This is a genomic window from Streptomyces sp. NPDC059874 (genome assembly GCF_042731135.1).
Classification (GTDB): domain Bacteria; phylum Actinomycetota; class Actinomycetes; order Streptomycetales; family Streptomycetaceae; genus Streptomyces.
Window position 1 is genome coordinate 1 of sequence record NZ_JBHWJY010000046.1, and the last position, 16,926, is coordinate 16,926.

Genomic DNA, 16,926 nt, shown 5'->3' on the forward strand with positions numbered 1-16,926 from the left:
CCCCGCAGGACGAGCGCGCAACCACCCTCCCTGTCGAAGCACCTGCCAAGTGCGCGAGGACGAGGAGATGCTCCGGCGGGGCACCGCCCCAACCCAGGCCGATCCCGGCCCAGGAAAATCCAGCCTCGCCGGCGCTTGAGGCGCGGGGTCCGGGGCGGAGCCCCGGCAGCGAAGCCGCCCCGACCGGGCCGGTCCCGGCCAAGGGACAACCCCAGCCCCGCCGGGAGGCACGCGGCGGGGACGGAGCCCCCGGCTACAGCTCCTTGCGGAGCGACCGCTTCGGCGACTTGACCTTGATTTCCACTCCGCCCCAGAACGCGAAGCCCGTCACGATCACCCGCGGAGCGTCCGGCTCCGTCGGGCCCCCGCCCTCGCGCTGGTCGAAGGCGCCCATGACGCCGATGCCCCGCACGTCGACGGCCACGCCCGGCGGCACCGTGATCTGGATGCCGCCCATGATCGCCACGCAGTTGATCACGACCTCGCGCTGCGCGAAGTTCGCCTCCCGCAGGTCCAGCTCCCCGCCGCCCCAGAACGCCACCGCGTCGAACCGCGCGGGCACCGTCCACCGGCCCTTGCGCTGGAAGCCCGACATGATCGCCACGGCTGTCGTGGACGTGCCCGTACCGCCGATCCTGGCCGGCCACGACGAACCGGAACCGGAACCCGACGCGGCGAGCGGAACCGGCGACGAAGCCGCCGCCCCCGCCCCCACCGCCGGCAGGTCCCGCGTCAGCGGTTCCAGTTCCGCGTACGTACGGGACTTGTACGCCGCCTCCAGCCGCTCCTCGAATTCCTCCATGTCGAGCCGGCCCTCGGCGACGGCGTCCCGCAGACGCTCCACCACCCGGTCCCGGTCGGCATCCGACGCCCTCAGCTCCGGCAACGGCTTCTCCGGCCGCTCGTCACTCATGCGCACCAGACTATGCACGGATCGGCGTGAGTTGTACGGGTCGGACCCGGAGCGCACCCGGAGATCCACCCCGGCTTACCCCTTATCCGGCCGCACCGCCTCACCCCCGCCCCGCGTACATCCGCGCGATCACGTCCTCGATGTCCGGCTCCCGCACCGACAGGTCCACCAGCGGATACTCCGCCGCAACCGCGGCCACCAGCGGCGCCGCCGACGCGCCCGCCGGGAACGCCAGCCACTGCCGCGGCCCCTCCACCTTCACCACCCGCGCGCCCGCCACCTCGATCGGCGCGAGTTCCCGCTCCAGGTCGATCACCAGGGTCCGTTCGACCTCCTCCACCGAACCCGCCGAGTGCAGTCCGCCGAGCGACCCGTCGTACATCAGCCGCCCGTGGTCGATCACCATCACCCGCTCGCACAGCTGCTCGATGTCCTGGAGGTCGTGCGTGGTCAGCAGCACCGTCGTGCCGAGCTCCTCGTTCAACTGCCGCAGGAAACCCCGCACCTTCGCCTTGCTCACCACGTCCAGCCCGATCGTCGGCTCGTCCAGGTACAGCACGTCCGGATCGTGCAGCAGCGCCGCCGCGATGTCCCCGCGCATCCGCTGCCCCAGCGACAGCTGCCGCACCGGCACGTCCAACAGTTCCGCCAGGTCCAACCTGTCCACGCACCGCTCCAGATTGGAACGGAACCGCGCCCCCGGGATCCGGTACAGCCGCCGCATCAACCCGTACGAGTCCTTCAACGGCAGGTCCCACCACAGCGTGGTCCGCTGCCCGAACACCACCCCGATCCGGTGCGCCAGCCGCATCCGCTCCCGCGCCGGATCGATGCCCGCGACCCGCACCCGGCCGCCGCTCGGGGTCAGGATCCCGGTCAGCATCTTGATCGTCGTCGACTTCCCGGCACCGTTCGGCCCGATGTAGCCGACCATCTCGCCCCGGGCCACCTCGAAGCTGATCCCGTCCACCGCCCTGACCCGGCGCTTCTCCCGGCGCATCAGACCGACCCGGCGCCGTACGTCGAAGACCTTCTCGACCCCGTCCAGTGAGATCAACGCATCCGACACAGCTAGCTCCCCGTACTCCGGTACGAACGGACACCCGCGCGCCACGCCAGCGACGCGGGCAGGAACACCGCGAAGGCCACCAGCGGGCTCAGGTACGCCACCCACCCCGGCAGCCCCAGCGGATCGGGCCGCCCCAGCACGTACAGCGCCGGCAGCCAGTTGACGAAGGCCAGCGGGACCACGAAGGTCACCCCGCGCAGCAGCTCCGTCGCGAACACCGTCGGCGGGTACTGGAGCATCGTGCAGCCGCCGTACGTGAAGGAGTTCTGCACCTCCGCCGCGTCCCCCGCCAGGAACTGGAACGCCGCCCCCGCAACCATCACCGCACCGAAGATCGCCGCCCCCGACACGATCATCACCGGCACCAACAGCACCCTGCCGGGCGTCCAGTCCACGTCCAGCACCGAGACCGCCCAGCCCAGCACGCCCAACCCCTGCACCACCCGCCCCAGTCGACGCAGCGCGAACCGGTCCGCCGCGACCTGCGCGAGGATCGGAACCGGACGCACCAGCATCGTGTCGAGCGAACCGTCGCGGATCCGCGCCCCGATCCGGTCCGTATTGCCGAGCAGCAGGTCCGCCAAGCCCAGGGAAGCCGAGCAGGACCCGTACAGCAGGGCGATCTCGGGCAGCGTGAAACCGCCCAATACGTCCACGTGGGAGAACATGATGTAGATCGCGACGAAGTCGAGCAGTGTGATCGCCGCGTTCCCGAACGCCGACAGGAGGAACGACGTCCGGTACGTCATCGTCGAGCGGATCCACATCGCCACGATCAGCCCGTAGCCCCGCACCCCCTCCACCGCCCGGCCGCGCCGCCGCCCCACGACCGCGGCAGCGCCCGGCTCCCGCTCCCGGCCCGCGACCACCGCCTCAGCCACCCTGGACCACCACCTTCCGCGTCGCCGCCGCCTGCAACAGCCGCCCCGCGCCCAGCAGTACGAGCGCCCACCCGGCCTGGAACCCCAGCGCCTCGGCCGCACCGCCGGCCCCCGCGTGCTTGCCCATCAGCACGTCCACCGGCACCTGGAGCATCGCCGACCACGGCAGCACCCGCACGAACTCGCCGAAACCGCCCGGGAAGACCGTCAGCGGCAGCAGCATCCCCGAGAAGAAGATCGAGACGACCGTGGCCATCATGTTGATCCCCGAACCGTCCATCAGCCAGAACGCCACCATCCCCAGCAGGTAGCGCACCGCGAAGCTCACCACCAGACCGAGCGCCACGGACACCAGGAACAGCAGCCAACGCACCGGTTCGTCGGGCAGCGCCAGCGTGAACACCAGCGAACCCGCCAGCAGCGGGACCACCCCCCGCCCCACCAACTGGAAGGCGGCCCGGCCCATGTCGGCGGCCAGCCACCACATCTGAAGGTCCGCCGGCCGGTACAGGTCGACGGCGATGTCACCCGTTCGGACCCGCTCCTGGATCTCTTCCTGGAAGCCGCCCCCGATCAACGCCCCCGCGGCGAGCAGCGACTGGCTCACCCACACGAAGGTCAGGGCCTGCGCCTGGTCGTAGCCCCCGAGCCCGGGGCGCTCGCCCCACAGCGCGATGTACGTGTACGCGACGATGAAACCGAAGACGGTGTTGGTGAACACCCCGGCCGCCGTCGCCGTCCCGTACGTGGCGTAGCGCCGGAACCCGCCCGCCGCGACCGCCGGATAGAGGCGCATGCGCCGATGTGCTCGCCGACGCGCTTTCTGCCGCACCGTATCCCTCCCTTTCCCAGGTCGTTCCTACGTCGGCCAAAGCGCGCGAGCTTAGTGCGGAGGGGCGATCCACGCGACCGATTTACGCCCGTCCGGAGCGTAATCAGCGGCCATCGGGTAGACACCATGAGGTACAGAAGTGGATATTTCGCACAGCGCCGAGGAGCCCCTGGAGATGAGCGACCAGTCACCACCCCCGGGCTGGACCCCTCGCGACCCGGACTCGCCCGACGAACGGCAGCCCCCACGGGCCCAGCAGCCCGCCAACCCTCCCGGACCGGGAAAGAAGCCCCGCCGCAAGCGCACCGGCTGGCGGCGCCTCGTCCCCACCTGGCGCATGGTGCTGGGCGGCGTACTCCTCCTCGTCCTGCTGCTCGTCGGCGCCCTCGTCGCCGGCTACCTGCTCGTCGACATCCCACCGGCCAACGCCGCCGCCACCGCGCAGTCCAACGTCTACCTCTACTCCGACGGCTCCCAGCTCGCACGCGACGGCGAGGTCAACCGCGTCAACGTGCCGCTCTCGCAGATCCCCCGGACCGTCCAGGAAGCCGTACTCGCCGCCGAGGACCGGGACTTCTACTCCGAACGGGCGGTGGACCCCAAGGCGATGCTCCGCGCCGCCTGGAACACGGCCACCGGCAAGGGCACCCAATCCGGCTCCACCATCACCCAGCAGTACGTCAAGAACTACTACCTGGGCCAGGAACAGACGATCAAACGCAAGGTCAACGAGTTCTTCATCGCGATCAAACTCGGCCGCGAGAAGTCGAAGAACTACATCCTGGAGGGGTACCTGAACACCAGCTACTTCGGCCGCAACGCCTACGGCATCCAAGCCGCCTCCCAGGCCTACTACGGCAAGGACGTCGGCAAACTCACCACCGCAGAGGGCGCCTACCTCGCCACCCTCCTCAACTCCCCCAGCGCCTTCGACGTCGTCTCCCACCCCCAGAGCCGCGACCGCGCCCTCGCCCGCTGGAACTACGTGCTCGACGGCATGGTCAAGAAGAACTGGCTGCCGGCCGCCGAGCGCGCGGCCACCCGGTTCCCCGAACCGGGCAAGGTCCGCCCCGCCGCCGGACTGTCCGGGCAGCGCGGCTACCTCGTGGAAGCGATCAAGGACTACATCGCCGAGCACAAGATCCTCGACGAGAAGACCCTCGCCGAAGGCGGCTACCGGATCACCACCACCATCGACAAGCGCCGCCAGAACGCCTTCGTCGAAGCCGTCGACGCCCAACTCGTCGGCAAACTCGACCCGGAAGCGCGCAAGGCCGACCGCCTCGTCCGCGCCGGGGGCGTCTCCATCGACCCCGCCACCGGCAAGGTCGTCGCCATGTACGGCGGCATCGACTACACCAGGCAGTACGTGAACAACGCGACCCGCCACGACTACCAGGTCGCCTCCACCTTCAAGCCCTTCGTCTTCGCGGCCGCCGTCGAGACCGACTCCCGCACCCAGGACGGGCGCCGCATCACCCCCAACACGATCTACAACGGCGACAACAAGCGCCGCGTGGTCGGCACCCGAATCCCCTACGCCCCCGAGAACGAGGGCCAGGTCTCCTACGGGAACATCACCGTCAACACCGCCACAGACCTCTCCGTCAACGCCGTCTTCGCCCAGATGGTCGTCGACGTCGGCACGGCGAAGGTCAAGAAGACCGCCGTCGACCTCGGCATCCCCGAAAACACCCCGAACTTCGTCCAAGGCCCGGCCATGGCACTGGGCACCCTCCAGGCCAGCGTCCTCGACATGACACAGGCGTACGCGACCCTCGCGGACCACGGCCGCCGCACCCCGTACACCTTCCTGGAGAAGATCACCAAGGAGGACGACACCATCGGCCTCCCCGATCGCACCCCCACCCAGGCCATCAGCCGCGAGGCCGCCGACACCACCACGTCCATGCTGGTCAGCGTGGTCGACAACGGCACCGGCACGGCGGCCCTGGCCGCCGGCCACCCGGCCGCCGGCAAGACCGGCACCGGCGAACTGGACCGCTCGGCATGGTTCGCCGCCTACACCCCGGACCTGGTCACCGTGGTCTCCATGATGGGCCAGGACCCCGACACCGGAACCCTGCAGTCCCTGTACGGCGCCCTCGGCGAGGCCCGCATCGGCGGAGGCGGCTACCCGGCCCGCATCTGGGCCTCCTACACGAAGACGGCCCTCGAGGGCACCGACCCCGTCGACTTCGACCTCGAACTCCAGCCGGGCGCGGCCCAGCCCCCGCCCTCCCCGAGCTTCGAGCCGTTCCCGCCGGAGGAAACCCCGGAAGAGCCCTTCCCGAGCCGCCCCGGCCGCCCGACCCGCCCGACGCGCCCCGACCCGAATGGCGGCCAGGACAACGGGGGCCAGGACAACGGGGGCCGGACCAACGGGGGCCAGAACCAGGGCGGCCAAACCAACGGAGGCCAGAACAACGGAGGCCAGACCCAAGGTGGCCAGACCAACGGCGGCCCCACCGAAGGCACACAGGGCGGCACCACCACGGGCACCCAGGGCGGAACGACACAGGGAACCGACGCCGAAGCGGGCGCCGACGCGGGAGCGGCGGGCCGGCGCCCGCCGTCCGCGTTCCTGGAATGACCTAGTGCCCCGAGGTGGCCTTCAGCCCCACCACGGCCACCAGCAGCAGACAGATGAAGAAGATCCGGGCGGCGGTGACGGGCTCACCCAGCACCGCCATGCCCAGCACGGCCGCACCCGCGGCGCCGATGCCCACCCACACGCCGTACGCGGTACCGATGGGCAGGCTCTTCGCGGCGTAGGACAGCAGCACCATGCTGGCGACGATCCCGGCGCCCGTGAACACACTGGGCCACAGCCGGGTGAAACCTTCGGTGAACTTCATGCCGATCGACCAGCCGACTTCGAGCAGACCGGCGACGAGAAGAAGAACCCATGCCATGACGGCACCTCCGAGCGACGAGACATCCAGCGATACGGGGTGCGTCGTCTTGTCGTTCACCCGGTACGGCGCGTCTCGTCGGGGTTCCCCTCCACCGTAGCAAAGGGCGACGAAAAGGGCCGGTGACCTCCGCCACCAGCCCTTTCCTAGAATTCCTACAGGTACAACCCGGTGGAGTCCTTCGACCCCTCCAGCCGCTCCGCGGCCACCGCGTGCAGGTCCCGCTCGCGCATCAGCACGTACGTCGCACCCCGCACCTCGACCTCGGCCCGGTCCTCGGGGTCGTACAGCACCCGGTCGCCCGGCTCGACGCTGCGTACGTTCTGCCCGACCGCGACCACCTCGGCCCAGGCCAGCCGCTTGCCCACCGCGGCCGTCGCCGGAATCAGGATGCCGCCGCCCGAGCGGCGCTCCCCCTCCGGCAGGTCGGACTTCACGAGCACGCGGTCGTGGAGCATGCGGATGGGCAGCTTGTCGTGGGTGGTGTTCTCGCTCACGCCTCGAACTTACCTGCCCGCGCCGACCGTGTACTCCGGAGGGTCATCCCCGCCGACGGCGCGCCGAGACGACGAGCAGCCCCACCAGACCCACCGCGAGCAGCGCGACGGGCACGACCCGCTCGAAACGCGGGGCCCCGTCCTCGTGACGCAGCCCGGCCTGCACGTCGGTCACGCACCGGTTCACGGCGGCGAAGGCCCGCCCGGCGGTGTGATCGACGGTCGAGGCGACCCTGGCCTTCGCGTCCCCGATGATCGTCCTCGGGTGCATCCGCACCCCGATCTCGTCGAGCGTCTCGGCGAGCTGCTCGCGGCGGCGGACGATGTCCGCCTCGATCTGTGCGGGGGTCCTGGCTTCGGGCACCGCGCTGCCTCCGTCGTCTTGTCGTGTCTGGCGTGGGACGTAGTCCCCCATGCGCAGTCTGTCAGTTTAGTCTCGTGGCATACCTATACCGATGCCCTCCCGAGGAGACTCCTGACTTGGCTTCCCCCTCCCTAGAGGGAGGGGATTCCCACCCTCGCGGGTGAGGTTTCCTGCTTCGCCGCGGACCGCCCCAGCCGAGAGGAGGACTCCCGTCGAGGTCTTACGCCCGCTCCACAGGCAGCAACCGCCAGCCCGGCGGCCAGAAGATTGATTGCTGCGTTCTCGTCCCGGTCGTGGGTCGTCCCGCAGCTCTCGCACGTCCATTCTCGGACGTTCAGGGGCATCGCCTCGGCAATCGCCCCACATGTCGAGCACAGTTTGGAGCTGGGGAACCACCGGTCGACGATGATCAGCTCGCGTCCGTACCAGGCCGTCTTGTACTCCAGCATTCTGCGCAGCTCGCGCCAGGCCGCGTCGGTGATGGCCCGGGCGAGGCTGTGGCTCTTGAGCATGTTGCGGACGGTGAGTCCCTCGATCACGAGCGTTTGGTTTTCGCGCACGAGTCGAGTCGTCAGTTTGTGCAGGTGATCCTTGCGGCGGTCGGCGATCCGGGCATGGATCCTCGCCACCCTGACGCGGGCTTTGGCCCGGTTGCTGCTACCCCTTTCCTTCCGCGACAGCGCCCGCTGGGCCCGGGCCAGACGCTCTCGATCCCTGCGCTCGTGCTTCGGGTTGGCGATCTTCTGTCCGGTGGACAAGGTGACCAGGGCTGACAGCCCGGCATCGATGCCCACCGCGTTCGTGGTGGCGGTCATGGGCTTGGGCGTGTCCTCGCACAGGAGGGACACGAACCAGCGCCCGGCACTGTCACGGGACACCGTCACCGTGGACGGCTCCACTCCCAGGGGCAGCGGGCGCGACCACACAATGTCCAGAGGCTCCGCCACCTTCGCGAGCACGAGCCGACCGTCGGCGTAGCGGAACGCGCTGCGCGTGTACTCGGCACTCGCCCGGGACTTTCGCTTCGACTTGAAACGGGGATACCGAGCTCGCTTCCCCCAGAACGCCACAAACGCTGCCTGCACATGTCGCAGCGCCTGCTGCAAGGGCACCGACGACACCTCAGCCAGATAGGCCAGTTCCGTGGTCTTCTTCCAGCGGGTGAGCAGTGCAGACGTCTGCCCGTAGCCCACCCGCTCCTTGCGCGCCGTCCACGCCTCGGAGCGGGCGGCAAGAGCCAGGTTGTAGACCTTCCGCACGCAGCCAAACGTGCGAGACAGCTCAGCCGCTTGCACGTTGGTCGGATAGAAGCGGTATTTGAATGCCCGCTTCACGGAAGAAGAAGCCCCCACACCCCGGACGCTAGGGTCGGTCACGATCCGAACACAAGCGCAGGTCATAGCATCACCTAGCGACACCCCGCCGCAACGCGGCTTCTGGCCCGAGATGCGTTTGCCCCTCCGGCTTGAGCCGGAGGTTCCAACCGAGGAGATTGAGATGAGCGAGCGACTGCAGCCGGGCGACACCGCCCCCGCCTTCACCCTGCCCGACGCGGACGGCAACGAGATCTCGCTCGCCGACCACAAGGGCCGCAAGGTCATCGTGTACTTCTACCCCGCCGCGCTGACGCCGGGCTGCACGAAGCAGGCCTGCGACTTCACGGACAACCTGGACGTACTGGCCACGGCCGGCTACGACGTCATCGGCGTGTCCCCGGACAAGCCGGAGAAGCTGGCGAAGTTCCGCGAGAAGGAGCACCTGAAGGTCACCCTGGTCGGGGACCCGGAGAAGGAGACGCTGACCGCCTACGGCGCCTTCGGCGAGAAGAAGCTGTACGGCAAGACGGTGACGGGGGTCATCCGCTCCACGGTGGTGGTGGACGAGGAGGGCAAGGTCGAGCACGCCTTCTACAACGTCAAGGCCACGGGCCACGTAGCCAAGATCATCAAGGACCTGGGCATCTGAGTCCCACTCCGCCCGAGCGGCCCGCACCTAACTCGGCGCGGGCCGCCCGCGCCCCAACTGCCACTCCCTGACGGACACCTGGTGCCGGAATCGTCGCCCCAAACCTGCCGCCCACCCCGGCCGCCCCGTAGACTGAAGCCAACCCAGCCGGGCACGATGTCCGAATTGGGCTATATGTCGCGGTTGTGGTGGAATTGGCAGTCACGTTTGGTTTAGGTCCAAATGGGTTAATACCCGTGGGGGTTCGAGTCCCCCCAACCGCACGTCACGTCGAAGGCCCCGTACGCAGATGTCGCGTACGGGGCCTTCGACGTTTTGGGGAAGCGTCAGCCCAGCAGTTCCCGGACCACCGGGACCAAGGCCCGGAACGCCTGCCCCCGGTGGGAGATCGCGTTCTTCTCCTCCGCCGTCATTTCCGCGCACGTCCGCGACTCCCCCAGTGGCTGGAGGATCGGGTCGTAGCCGAAGCCGCCCACCCCGGAGGGGGTGTGGCGGAGGGTGCCCAGGAGGCGGCCTTCGACCACGCGCTCCGTGCCGTCCGGGAGGGCCAGGGCCGCCGCGCAGAAGAAGTGGGCGCCGCGGTGGGCTGCGTCGATGTCCGCGAGTTGGGCCAGCAACAGAGAGAGGTTCGCGGCGTCGTCGCCGTGGCGGCCCGCCCAGCGGGCGGAGAAGATGCCGGGGGCGCCGTTCAGGACGTCCACGCAGAGGCCGGAGTCGTCGGCGACCGCCGGGAGGCCCGTGGCCTGGGCGAGGGCGTGGGCCTTGAGGAGGGCGTTCTCGGCGAAGGTGACGCCGGTTTCCTTGACGTCCGGGATCTCCGGGTACGCGTCCGCGCCGACCAGCTCGTGCGGCAGGCCGGCGTCGGACAGGATGGCGTGGAGTTCGGAGACTTTGCCCGCGTTGCGGGTGGCCAGGATCAGACGGCTGGGCGTCGTGGGCGTCGAGGTCATGCCCCCCATTATCCCGGCGTGCAGACCTTCGAGAGCTCGGAGGCGGCGTCGGCGACCGGCTTGATGTCCGGGTTGGGGTTGCCCTGTTCGATGGCGGTGCGGACGTTCTTGACCGCCGTGGTCATCGAGTCGATGGCCTTGCCCAGGTCGGTGTTGTCCGTCTGGTCGCCGATCTTCTTGAGGTTGGCGTCGATCTGGTTGAGCGCGTTCTGGGCGTCCTGCGGGCTGTTGCCGGCGTTGGACACCGCCTCGGAGAGGTCGGTCACGCCTTCCGTGATGGCGACCGCCGTGTTCGCGCAGTCCATCGCCGTGGAGATCGCGTCACAGGAGGTGAGAGCCGGGACGGTGAGGGCGGCGGCCAGGGCCACCGCGGCTATGCGGAGCTTCATCTTCGGGGTCCCCCAAGGACTTGGATACGTGGACGGGCGCACGGTTGTGACACCGTGCGCCCGTACCCTGCCAGACGCGGAACGGGGCGCCTACAGTTCCAGCGCGCTCAGCTGGATGGCCTGGAGGTCCGCGCAGCCGCCGGCGGCGAGGTCCAGGAGGGCGTTGAGTTCCTTGCGGTCGAAGGGCTCGCCTTCCGCCGTGCCCTGGACCTCGACGAAGCGGCCGTCGCCGGTGCAGACCACGTTCATGTCGGTTTCCGCGCGCACGTCTTCCTCGTAGCAGAGGTCGAGGAGCGGGACGCCGTCGACGATGCCGACGCTGACGGCGGCGACGGTGTCGGTGAGCGGCTTGCGGCCGGCCTTGATGAGCTTCTTCTTCTGGCCCCAGGCGATGGCGTCGGCGAGGGCGACGTAGGCGCCGGTGATGGCGGCGGTGCGGGTGCCGCCGTCGGCCTGGAGGACGTCGCAGTCGAGGACGATGGTGTTCTCGCCGAGGGCCTTGTAGTCGATCACGGCGCGCAGCGAGCGGCCGATGAGGCGGGAGATCTCGTGGGTGCGGCCGCCGATCTTGCCGCGGACGGATTCGCGGTCGCCGCGGGTGTTGGTGGAGCGGGGCAGCATCGAGTATTCGGAGGTGACCCAGCCTTCGCCGCTGCCCTTGCGCCAGCGCGGGACGCCTTCGGTGAAGGAGGCGGTGCAGAAGACCTTGGTGTCTCCGAAGGAGATGAGGACGGAGCCCTCGGCGTGCTTGCTCCATCCGCGTTCGAGGGTGACCGGGCGGAGCTGTTCGGGCGTACGGCCGTCGATGCGAGACATGGCTCCGAGCCTAGTCCCTGCGCGGGAACGCGAAGACCCCGCACGGGTGCGTCCGGTGCGGGGTCCTCGGGGTTCGGCGGCCTCAGTGGGCCTGGCTCACATCATGTCTTCGATGTCGGCGGCGATCGGGTCGGCGTCGGTGCCGATGACGACCTGGATCGCGGTGCCCATCTTGACGACGCCGTGGGCGCCGGCGGCCTTGAGGGCGGCTTCGTCGACCTTGCTCGGGTCGATGACCTCGGTGCGCAGGCGGGTGATGCAGCCCTCGACCTCTTCGATGTTCTCGATACCGCCGAGCCCGGCGACGATCTTCTCAGCCTTGGTGGCCATGTGTTTCTCCCTGAGTGATACGAAGAACGAGTCTCGGCGGCGCCGGTGCCCGGCGGCCGGTACATGGACTACCACCGGTCCGGTCCGTTTTGTCACGGTAACCCACGGTTGGCCCATCTACGCGAGCGCGCGTCCACCTTGTGCCGAATCATGACGATCAGCAGCAACCTGCCCACAACTGGTCTACACCAGTGTGCCGCACGTGCCGCGACAGCCAAAAACGGGCCGGTCAGGGAGGACGCGGATGAGCGCGAGCAGCGCCGCAGAAGTGCCACAACCGAAGTGGTGGAACGGCTTGTTCCAAGGGCTGCAGAAGATGGGGCGGAGCCTCCAGCTGCCGATCGCCGTCCTGCCCGCGGCGGGCATCCTGAACCGGCTGGGTCAGCCCGACGTCTTCGGCGACGACGGTCTCGGCTGGACGAACGTGGCCAAGGTGATGGCCGGCGCGGGCGGCGCCCTGCTCAACGCCGACCTCGGCCTGCCGCTCCTCTTCTGCATCGGCGTCGCGATCGGCATGGCCAAGAAGGCCGACGGCTCGACCGCCCTCGCGGCGGTGGCGGGCTTCCTCGTCTACCGCGGGGTGCTGCACGCGTTCCCCAAGGACTGCCCGACGGGAACCAAGGACATCGGGGGCGGCTGCCTGGGGCAGGGGGACGCGTTCGCGGAGTACACGTTCCAGAATCCGGGGGTCTTCGGCGGCATCGTCATGGGCCTGTTGTCCGCCTGGTTCTGGCAGCGCTACCACCGGGTGAAGTTGGTCGACTGGCTGGGCTTCTTCAACGGCCGCCGGCTCGTCCCGATCATCATGGCCTTCGTGGCGATCGCCTTCGCCGCGCTCTGCCTGTGGATCTGGCCGCCGATCGGCGACGCGCTGGAGAGCTTCTCGGACTGGCTGGTGGGCCTGGGCTCGTGGGGTGCGGGCATCTTCGGCGTCGCGAACCGCGCGCTGCTGGTGATCGGCCTGCACCAGTTCCTGAACGTGCCGGTGTGGTTCCAGTTCGGCAGCTACACCAAGCCGGACGGAGAGACCGTGCACGGCGACATCAACATGTTCCTGAGCGGCGACCCGGACGCCGGGCAGTTCCTCTCCGGCTTCTTCCCGATCATGATGTTCGCCCTCCCCGCGGCGGCGCTGGCGATCGCGCACTGCGCGAAGCCGCAGCGGCGCAAGGAGGTCGGCGGTCTGATGCTGTCGGTGGGTCTGACCTCGTTCGTCACGGGCATCACGGAGCCGCTGGAGTACTCGTTCCTGTTCGTGGCGCCCGCGCTGTACGCGATCCACGCGCTGTTGACGGGTGTGTCGATGGGGGTGACGTGGGCGCTGGGCGTGCACGACGGGTTCAGCTTCTCGGCGGGCCTGATCGACTACGTCATCAACTGGGGTCTGGCGACGAAGCCGTGGCTGATCATCCCGATCGGCCTGTGCTTCGCGGTCGTCTACTACGCGATCTTCCGCTTCGCGATCACGAAGTTCGACATCCCGACGCCCGGCCGGGAGTCGGACGAGGAGATCGCGGCGATGCAGGCGGAGAACACCAAGGCGTAACCGCCGTCGCGCGGCAAAGGGCGGGCCCTTCGACCCGCGCTCGAGGCCCTCGGACCAGTGGTTCCGGGGGCCTTCGCCATGTCCGGAGGCCCGGCGGCGCGGGGGTGGAGCGCCGACACGCCGAGTGTGGTGTAGACCACAGGAAATCGAAGGTTCCTTATCTATCCCTCACCGTGCTACAACTGGTCTACACCACCGATTGGTGTAGACCACGTGGGCCGGGATCGGCCCCCGGGAGCCACCTTTCCGAGACGTCGCCATCCCCCCTTGTTTGCCCCCTGGCGGCGCCTTGCCCACTGGAGGAACCACATGTCCACAGCGACCGCTGCGGAAAAGAAGAAGGGCGCTGGCGTGATGGCCGTCATGCAGCGCATCGGCCGGAGCCTCATGCTCCCCGTTGCGGTGCTGCCTGCCGGCGCGCTGCTGCTCCGCCTCGGCGCGGCCGACATGCTCGGGAAAGAGTCCTTCCCGACCTTCGTCAACAAGATCGCCGGCTACATGGCCGCCGGTGGTGGCGCGATCCTCGACAACATGGCGCTGCTGTTCGCCGTCGGCATCGCGATCGGTTTCGCGAAGAAGTCGGACGGTTCCACCGCGCTGGCCGCCGTCACCGGTTACCTGGTCTTCCAGAAGGTGCTCGCCACCTTCACCGACAGCAACCTGCCGAAGGTGGCCAAGGTCGTCGGCGGCAAGATCGTCGAGGTCGACGCCCCGGTCAACGCCGGTGTCCTCGGCGGTGTCGTGATGGGTGTCATCACGGCCCTGCTGTACCAGAAGTTCTACCGGACGAAGCTGCCGGACTGGGCGGGCTTCTTCGGCGGCCGCCGTCTGGTCCCGATCCTCTCCGCCTTCGCGGGTCTGCTCACGGGTATCGTCTTCGGTCTCATCTGGCCGGTCCTCGGCACGGGTCTGCACGGCTTCGGTGAGTGGCTGACCGGTTCCGGCGCCGTCGGCGCGGGCATCTTCGGTGTCGCCAACCGCGCGCTGATCCCGATCGGCATGCACCACCTGCTGAACTCCTTCCCGTGGTTCCAGGCCGGCTCCTTCGACACCCCGACCGGCGCCGTCCACGGTGACATCGGCCGCTTCCTCGCCGGTGACCCGACCGCCGGACAGTTCATGACCGGCTTCTTCCCGATCATGATGTTCGCCCTCCCGGCGGCCTGCCTCGCGATCGTCCACTGCGCCCGCCCCGAGCGCCGCAAGGTCGTCGGCGGCATGATGTTCTCCCTCGCGCTCACCGCCTTCGTGACCGGTGTGACCGAGCCGATCGAGTTCACCTTCATGTTCATCGCCCCGGTGCTCTACGCGATCCACGCGGTCCTCACCGGTGTCTCCATGGCGCTGACCTGGGCCCTGGGCATGCGTGACGGCTTCGGCTTCTCCGCCGGCGCGGTCGACTTCCTGCTGAACCTGGGGATCGCCGACAACCCGTGGGGCCTGGCCGGCATCGGCCTCTGCTTCGCGGTCGTGTACTACTTCGTCTTCCGTTTCGCGATCACGAAGTTCAACCTCCCGACGCCGGGCCGCGAGTCCGACGAGGAGCTCGCCGAGCTGGCGAAGGCCGAGGCCAAGTAGGCCTCCCCGCCTCCTGTACGACGAAGCCCCCGCTCTCCCGGAAGGGAGGGCGGGGGCTTCGTCGTGTCGTACGTACCGGTGGCTCAGACCTCGTAGACGGCGCCCGAGAACGCCAGGTCGACCTGGCCGTCGAAGACCGCGCGGGCGTCGCTGAGGTTCTGCTCGGCGTCCGTCCACGGCGGGATGTGGGTGAGGACGAGCCGTCCGACGCCGCCGCCGCGCGCGTATTCGCCGGCTTCCCGGCCGTTGAGGTGGAGGTCCGGGATGTCCTCCTTGCCGTGGGTGAAGGAGGCCTCGCACAGGAAGAGGTCGGTGCCCTCGACGAGCTGGGCCAGCTCGGGGCAGGCACCGGTGTCCCCGGAGTACGTCAGCGAGCGGCCGCCGTGCTCGACGCGGATCCCGTACGCCTCCACGGGGTGGCTCACCCGCTCGGTGCGGACCTGGAAGGGGCCGATCTCGAAGGTGCCGGACTTCAGGGTGCGGAAGTCGAAGACCTCGCTCATCGAGCGCTCGTCGGGCACGTCGTCGTAGGCGGTGGTCAGGCGCTTCTCGGTGCCTTCGGGGCCGTAGACGGGGATGGTGCCGCAGCGGCCGCCCTCGTGCCGGTAGAAGCGGGCGACGAAGTACGCGCACATGTCGATGCAGTGGTCGGCGTGCAGATGGCTCAGGAAGATCGCGTCGAGGTCGTAGAGACCGATGTGGCGCTGGAGCTCGCCGAGGGCGCCGTTGCCCATGTCGAGGAGCAGCCGGAAGCCGTCGGCCTCTACGAGGTAGCTCGAACAGGCCGATTCCGCGGACGGGAACGACCCCGAACAGCCGACGACGGTGAGCTTCATGGAGCGTGAACCTCCGAGGACGGTCCGTGGACGGAATGCGGGCCGTGCGTGGGTCGAGCGTAAGGCGCGAAACCTCCGGTCGCTCCTCCGCGGCAGGCCGTTGTGGGGGGAATCACCTGCGCTGTCACCCGGGGGAGCGACGGGGGGCACGGGCGTTGCCGTGCGTTGCCGTGCGTTGCCGTGCCGGGTGCGTGTGGCGCGGCTACGGTCGAAGCATGGACACGTCCTGGTGGCCCGCGGTGGCCGCGGTCGTGGCCGTCGCGTTGGTGGTGCTGGTCGCCGGGCGCCGGCTGGGTCTGCCCCGCCGGTCTCCCCCGGCGCACGGGCCGGGCCCGCCGCCGCGGCCGCGGTCGGGCGAGCTGTGGAGCCTGGCGGACGGCCGTACGTGCCTGGTCCTGGCGGTGGAGTCGGTACGGGGCCACCGGGCGCGGGTCGCGTGGATCACGGGGAAGTACGACGACCGGCGGGCCGGGGTGATCCCGCTGCCTCCGGGGACGGTGGGGACGCAGGGCCGTGTGAGCTTCCTGGAGGCGGACCGGCCGGTGGAAGTGTCGTTGTGGGAGTTCCGCGGGCGGATGGGGGTGCTGGACCCGGCCGTGTGGGACGAGGTCAAGGGACTGGGAGGCGGGCGGTGACGGCGATCCGATTGCGGCGCGTGTACGAACCCCCGGAGCCGGGGGCGGACGGGCTACGGGTGCTCGTGGACCGGCTCTGGCCGCGGGGCCTGTCGAAGGCGGCGGCGGGTGTGGACGAGTGGCCGAAGGCGGTGACCCCGTCGACGGAGTTGCGGAAGTGGTTCCACGGGGGTGGCTCGGCCGCGGAGTTCCGGCGGCGGTACGAGGCCGAGCTGGCGGAGCCGGAGGCGGTGGCGGAGCTGGCCCGACTGCGGGGGCTTGCCGACGCGGGGCCGCTGACGCTGCTGACGGCCGTCCAGGACCCGACCACGAGCCACGCCGCGATCCTGGCGGAGCTGCTGGACGCGTAGGCCCTTCCGGCGGATCAGGGTCGGGGCGCGGAGGTACGGGGACGTTCGGCAATTCGGCGG

The 16,926-nt window shown here is 69.5% G+C and carries 19 protein-coding genes, 1 tRNA gene and 1 riboswitch; of the genes, 7 read left to right on the plus strand and 13 right to left on the minus strand.

The genetic code is table 11. From position 1 onward, the window contains the following. Positions 1-253 precede the first annotated feature (253 nt). The 4 genes from ACFV9H_RS24730 to ACFV9H_RS24745 form a co-directional block, all read right to left on the minus strand. Positions 254-913: a DUF1707 domain-containing protein gene (locus ACFV9H_RS24730; RefSeq protein WP_385401900.1), complete on the minus strand. Its 660-nt coding sequence runs from the start codon at positions 911-913 to the stop codon at positions 254-256. Positions 914-1,013: 100 nt separating this feature from the next. Continuing rightward, positions 1,014-1,982 carry an ATP-binding cassette domain-containing protein gene (locus tag ACFV9H_RS24735; RefSeq protein ID WP_385401902.1) on the minus strand — a complete coding sequence of 323 codons (969 nt, stop codon included), beginning with the start codon at positions 1,980-1,982 and terminating at the stop codon, positions 1,014-1,016. A 2-nt stretch (positions 1,983-1,984) separates the two neighbouring features. Then, positions 1,985-2,863 (minus strand): ABC transporter permease, encoded by an 879-nt coding sequence (locus ACFV9H_RS24740; RefSeq protein WP_385401905.1) that lies wholly within the window; start codon positions 2,861-2,863, stop codon positions 1,985-1,987. Beyond that, the gene (locus tag ACFV9H_RS24745) at positions 2,856-3,659 is read right to left on the minus strand and encodes an ABC transporter permease (RefSeq protein WP_385401908.1); all 804 of its coding nucleotides are present in this window, start codon (positions 3,657-3,659) and stop codon (positions 2,856-2,858) included. Before ACFV9H_RS24745 ends, ACFV9H_RS24740 begins: the two co-directional genes overlap by 8 nt. 211 nt (positions 3,660-3,870) lie before the next feature. Between ACFV9H_RS24745 and ACFV9H_RS24750 the strand changes: the two genes are divergently transcribed. Further along, the gene (locus tag ACFV9H_RS24750) at positions 3,871-6,288 is read left to right on the plus strand and encodes a transglycosylase domain-containing protein (protein WP_385402022.1); all 2,418 of its coding nucleotides are present in this window, start codon (positions 3,871-3,873) and stop codon (positions 6,286-6,288) included. A gap of 1 nt (position 6,289) precedes the next feature. Here the strand turns inward: ACFV9H_RS24750 and ACFV9H_RS24755 are convergent, their stop codons facing one another. The 4 genes from ACFV9H_RS24755 to ACFV9H_RS24770 form a co-directional block, all read right to left on the minus strand. Next, positions 6,290-6,610 (minus strand): multidrug efflux SMR transporter, encoded by a 321-nt coding sequence (locus ACFV9H_RS24755; RefSeq protein WP_214938444.1) that lies wholly within the window; start codon positions 6,608-6,610, stop codon positions 6,290-6,292. A gap of 38 nt (positions 6,611-6,648) precedes the next feature. Beyond that, positions 6,649-6,721: riboswitch (guanidine-III (ykkC-III) riboswitch) on the minus strand. A gap of 44 nt (positions 6,722-6,765) precedes the next feature. Further along, positions 6,766-7,107 (minus strand): co-chaperone GroES, encoded by a 342-nt coding sequence (locus ACFV9H_RS24760; RefSeq protein WP_030239046.1) that lies wholly within the window; start codon positions 7,105-7,107, stop codon positions 6,766-6,768. A 43-nt stretch (positions 7,108-7,150) separates the two neighbouring features. Next, positions 7,151-7,471, minus strand: a complete 321-nt coding sequence (locus ACFV9H_RS24765; RefSeq protein ID WP_385401910.1) for a DUF3618 domain-containing protein — start codon at positions 7,469-7,471, stop codon at positions 7,151-7,153. Positions 7,472-7,602: 131 nt separating this feature from the next. Next, positions 7,603-8,823 (minus strand): RNA-guided endonuclease InsQ/TnpB family protein, encoded by a 1,221-nt coding sequence (locus ACFV9H_RS24770; RefSeq protein ID WP_385401913.1) that lies wholly within the window; start codon positions 8,821-8,823, stop codon positions 7,603-7,605. A gap of 145 nt (positions 8,824-8,968) precedes the next feature. Between ACFV9H_RS24770 and bcp the strand changes: the two genes are divergently transcribed. Beyond that, complete coding sequence (gene bcp, locus ACFV9H_RS24775) at positions 8,969-9,436, plus strand: thioredoxin-dependent thiol peroxidase (RefSeq protein ID WP_385401915.1); 468 nt, start codon at positions 8,969-8,971, stop codon at positions 9,434-9,436. A 179-nt stretch (positions 9,437-9,615) separates the two neighbouring features. Further along, positions 9,616-9,699, plus strand: a tRNA-Leu gene (locus ACFV9H_RS24780). Between the two features lie 63 nt (positions 9,700-9,762). Here ACFV9H_RS24780 and rdgB read toward each other — a convergent pair. The 4 genes from rdgB to ACFV9H_RS24800 all read right to left on the minus strand — a co-directional run bounded on the left by rdgB (position 9,763) and on the right by ACFV9H_RS24800 (position 12,038). Continuing rightward, complete coding sequence (gene rdgB / locus ACFV9H_RS24785; protein ID WP_385401918.1) at positions 9,763-10,386, minus strand: RdgB/HAM1 family non-canonical purine NTP pyrophosphatase; 624 nt, start codon at positions 10,384-10,386, stop codon at positions 9,763-9,765. Positions 10,387-10,394: 8 nt separating this feature from the next. Continuing rightward, complete coding sequence (locus ACFV9H_RS24790) at positions 10,395-10,775, minus strand: hypothetical protein (RefSeq protein WP_385401920.1); 381 nt, start codon at positions 10,773-10,775, stop codon at positions 10,395-10,397. A 90-nt stretch (positions 10,776-10,865) separates the two neighbouring features. Then, on the minus strand, positions 10,866-11,591 hold the full coding sequence (rph, locus tag ACFV9H_RS24795; protein WP_365171669.1) for a ribonuclease PH: 726 nt from the start codon (positions 11,589-11,591) through the stop codon (positions 10,866-10,868). Between the two features lie 96 nt (positions 11,592-11,687). After that, positions 11,688-12,038, minus strand: a complete 351-nt coding sequence (locus ACFV9H_RS24800; RefSeq protein WP_385401924.1) for a glucose PTS transporter subunit EIIB — start codon at positions 12,036-12,038, stop codon at positions 11,688-11,690. Between the two features lie 127 nt (positions 12,039-12,165). Here ACFV9H_RS24800 and ACFV9H_RS24805 point away from each other — a divergent pair, with 127 nt between their 5' ends. After that, entirely contained in the window at positions 12,166-13,467 is a 1,302-nt protein-coding gene (locus ACFV9H_RS24805) for a PTS transporter subunit EIIC (RefSeq protein WP_385401927.1), read from the plus strand. 309 nt (positions 13,468-13,776) lie between these two features. Beyond that, complete coding sequence (locus ACFV9H_RS24810) at positions 13,777-15,045, plus strand: PTS transporter subunit EIIC (protein ID WP_385401930.1); 1,269 nt, start codon at positions 13,777-13,779, stop codon at positions 15,043-15,045. Between the two features lie 83 nt (positions 15,046-15,128). Here ACFV9H_RS24810 and ACFV9H_RS24815 read toward each other — a convergent pair whose 3' ends face one another. After that, complete coding sequence (locus ACFV9H_RS24815; protein ID WP_385401932.1) at positions 15,129-15,881, minus strand: MBL fold metallo-hydrolase; 753 nt, start codon at positions 15,879-15,881, stop codon at positions 15,129-15,131. Positions 15,882-16,096: 215 nt separating this feature from the next. Between ACFV9H_RS24815 and ACFV9H_RS24820 the strand changes: the two genes are divergently transcribed. Together ACFV9H_RS24820 and ACFV9H_RS24825 are read left to right on the plus strand one after the other, a co-directional pair. After that, the gene (locus ACFV9H_RS24820) at positions 16,097-16,516 is read left to right on the plus strand and encodes a hypothetical protein (RefSeq protein WP_385401935.1); all 420 of its coding nucleotides are present in this window, start codon (positions 16,097-16,099) and stop codon (positions 16,514-16,516) included. Next, positions 16,513-16,866, plus strand: coding sequence for a DUF488 domain-containing protein (locus ACFV9H_RS24825; RefSeq protein ID WP_385401938.1), 354 nt, complete (start codon positions 16,513-16,515; stop codon positions 16,864-16,866). Before ACFV9H_RS24820 ends, ACFV9H_RS24825 begins: the two co-directional genes overlap by 4 nt. Positions 16,867-16,926 lie beyond the last annotated feature (60 nt).